This is a genomic window from Nonomuraea mangrovi (assembly GCF_042681425.1).
GTDB lineage: Bacteria > Actinomycetota > Actinomycetes > Streptosporangiales > Streptosporangiaceae > Nonomuraea > Nonomuraea mangrovi.
This window is the reverse complement of the sequence record NZ_JBHUFV010000026.1, coordinates 1-3,078: the sequence shown is the minus strand read 5'-3', so window position 1 is coordinate 3,078 and position 3,078 is coordinate 1. Positions and strand designations below refer to the sequence as shown.

Here is a 3,078-nt window from a genome sequence, read left to right as displayed (position 1 = left end):
CGCGGCGGCGGGCCGGGCGGTGATGGCCGACGACGAGCCCCGCTCGATGACCGAGCTGGCACGGGCGCTGGCTGAGCGCTGGCCTGAGCCGGGACCGCGGGCGCTGGGCGAAATGCTGATCGCCGCTCTCGTCCCGGTGGCGCAGCTGCCGCCACGCGGGCTGTGGCGCACGAGGGCAGGAGTGCGCAACGCCCTGCTGTCCTCCTGGCTGGGGCGCGAGATCGACCCGCCGGCCCCGAACGGCTCCGACCCGGTCGGCGAAGCGCTGGTGCGGCGCTATCTGGCCGCGTTCGGCCCCGCATCCGCGGCCGACCTGCGCGCCTGGTGCGGCCTCACCGGGCTGCCCGCCGCGGTGGCCGCGATCCGCGAAGAGCTGGTCACCTTCCGCGACGAGCGAGGCCGGCTACTGCTGGATCTCCCCGACGCGCCGCGCCCCGACCCCGGCACGCCCGCCCCTGTACGGTTCCTGCCGGCGTTCGACAACGCGCTCCTCGGCTACCACGACCGCAGCCGGATCATCGACACCGCCCACCGCGGCCTGTCGGTGGCCGGTGCTCGCGTCGTCCTGGTCGACGGCCGGGTCGCCGCGACGTGGAGTTCCAGGCAGGCACCGTGATCGTCACCCCGCTGCGCCCCTTCTCTCGAGCCGACCGCGCCGCCGCAGGCGAGCAGGGGCAGGCGCTGGCGTCGTTCCTCTCCGACGGCGACAGCCACCGCGTACAGATCGCCGCCTCTCCCCGCTGAGCGACACACCCGGCGGGGCCGGTCCGCTGGTCGGCCGGCCCCGCGGGGAGAGTAGACCCGATCGCGCTCCCGATGGCGGCGTGGGATGTTTTCAACCACGCCGCCATCCGCGTCAAGCTCTTGTTGACATTCGGCCCACAGGGGCTCCACGACCCGGCAGTATGGCTGGGCGAGCCTTCCGGTGCAGACCGGATATCGGCGCTCGCGCACCATCGGCAACGTCCGCAACTGATCGGGAGACTTCATGCGCGCGATTCCCTCCATCGCGGCGGCGGCCCTCACCTTACTTCTCACCTGCACGCTCGCCCCCTGGCCTGCTGCCGCCTCCACCGCCGCCCTGCCCGGTGGCAAGGCCACCTATGTCGTCTCGCAAGGACATCTGAAGGCCGCGTCCAACCAGAACTGGGTACGGCTCGGCAGCTACCGCTTCGCCGCCGACGGCACGGTGACCGCGAACCTCTATCTGTGGTGGCAGCGCCATCCCGAGGCCAGGCAGCGCACCGGCACCACCCCCGACTCAGGCTGTACCACCAAGGCAGGCGGTTCCGCGTCGCGCCCCCGCATGTGCGAGGTGCTCACCGCCGGGGGCTTCACCGGCGCCCCCGACGAGAACCGCACAGGGACGTACACCGTGTCCGGCGACGTGGTGAGCATCCGGTGGAAGATCGCCCAGACGTGGACCGAGCAGTGGTACGTCCGGCCCTCCCCCGACGGCACGCTCGCTCGTCTGGACCTCAAGCGCAGCACCCTGGCAACCCACGGGTACGGCTACGGCAGCAACGCGGCGCTCGGCACCCGGCGCGCGATGAGTTCGGTCAAGGCGTTCTCCGGCGCGCTCAGGCAGGATCTGACGAGCTGGGCGGGCGGCAGGATCGTCACCTCAGATAATCAGAGGTTCGCCCATTCCTCCTTCCGCACCTGCGCCAGCACCACCTGGTGCCTGACCTACTTGCAGCCCTCGTCCGCGGGCGCCTGCCAGAAGTCGGGCGGCTGCCCCAAGTACGGGGGCGGAACGAGCGCGAACGTGAGTTCCATCCAGTACTACCTCACGAAGATCTCCAATTCCGATCGCCGTGACACGTTGTGGCACTGGTGCACGTGCCTGGCCATGGAGCGCGGCGAGTTCTGCTACACCGGCAACTCCCACGTCAAACCGCTCATGCAGATCATCGACGACAAGGGCGCCTTCCGCGGGTGGGTCGGCGCCGAAGCCTCCTTCTCCACCGGTGCAAGGGGCGCGGACATGATGGCCGTGTTCCGCATCACCGACTTCCGCTGACCAGCCGTCCTGCCAGAGCGTCGCCCGACTGACCTGCGCGGCGCCCTGGCAGGCCGACCCGCTCCCGCGCCGACACCGCGCGCTCATCCCGCCGCGCCATGCCGCCGTCCTCAGGGGGTACGGCTGAGGTCGTACGACCTGATGAGGGAAGGTGTGGCCCATGTGCCGATGGCTCGTTTACTGGGGGACGCCCGTGCTGCTGCGCGACGTGCTGTACCGTCCGGAGCCGTCGCTGATCGACCAGAGCCTGCGCTCACGGATGGGCGTGGAGACGACGAACGGCGACGGGTTCGGCGTCGGCTGGTACACCGGTGACATCGCCACCCCGGCGATCTTCCGGGATACCGGCCCCGCGTGGAACAACCGCAACCTGCGGGAGATCGCCGACCATGTTCGCTCGCCGCTCTTCTTCGCCCACATCCGCTCGTCGACCGGCACGGCGGTGCAGCAGACCAACTGCCACCCGTTCCGTCACGGCCGCTGGATGTGGATGCACAACGGCTCGGTCGCGGGCTTCGACCGAGTCCGGCGGGGGCTGAGCATGGCCGTCGACCCCGCCCTGTACTCCTGCATCGAGGGCACGACGGACTCGGAGGTGATGTTCTATCTGGCGCTGACGTTCGGCTTGGACGACGACCCGCCGAGGGCCGTGGCCCACATGGCCGGCCTGGTCGAACGGCTCGGCCACGACCACGGTATCGAGTTCCCGCTGCAGATGACGGTCGCGACGTCGAACGGCGAGCGGGTGTGGGTGTTCCGCTACTCCAGCCGGCGCGAGTCACGCACGCTGTTCTACAGCTCGAGCGTCCAATCCCTGCGCGCGCTGCATCCCGAGGTCGCGTGGCTGCGCGGGCTGTCCGGCGACACCCGCCTGGTCGTGTCCGAGCCACTCGGCGACCTGCCGGGAGTGTGGAACGAGCTCCCGGAGAGCAGCTACGGCGTCATCCCGCCCGACGGGGAGCTGCTGGCCGCGTTCGAAGTCGCGCAGCTCACCTAGATGGTTGATGCCAAGGGGTGTGGCTACGTTTAGTGGTCGAATGCGATCAGCGACCGCT

General features: G+C 70.3%; 2 protein-coding genes and 1 pseudogene. All 3 read left to right on the top strand.

Annotation, left to right across the window (positions count from 1 at the left end):
- Positions 1 to 744, top strand: a pseudogene (locus ACFSKW_RS17125) (winged helix DNA-binding domain-containing protein); the annotation flags it as partial.
- A 244-nt stretch (positions 745 to 988) separates the two neighbouring features.
- Positions 989 to 2,023, top strand: a complete 1,035-nt coding sequence (locus ACFSKW_RS17120) for a hypothetical protein (protein ID WP_379573241.1) — start codon at positions 989 to 991, stop codon at positions 2,021 to 2,023.
- A gap of 160 nt (positions 2,024 to 2,183) precedes the next feature.
- A complete protein-coding gene (locus ACFSKW_RS17115) occupies positions 2,184 to 3,020 on the top strand; it encodes a class II glutamine amidotransferase (protein ID WP_379573240.1) in 837 nt (278 codons plus the stop codon).
- The last annotated feature ends 58 nt before the right edge of the window (positions 3,021 to 3,078 follow it).

Coding starts and splice junctions, on each gene's coding strand:
- ACFSKW_RS17115 (WP_379573240.1), top strand. CDS start 2,184: ATGTGCCGATGGCTCGTTTACTGGGGGACGCCCGTGCTGCTGCGCGAC.
- ACFSKW_RS17120 (WP_379573241.1), top strand. CDS start 989: ATGCGCGCGATTCCCTCCATCGCGGCGGCGGCCCTCACCTTACTTCTC.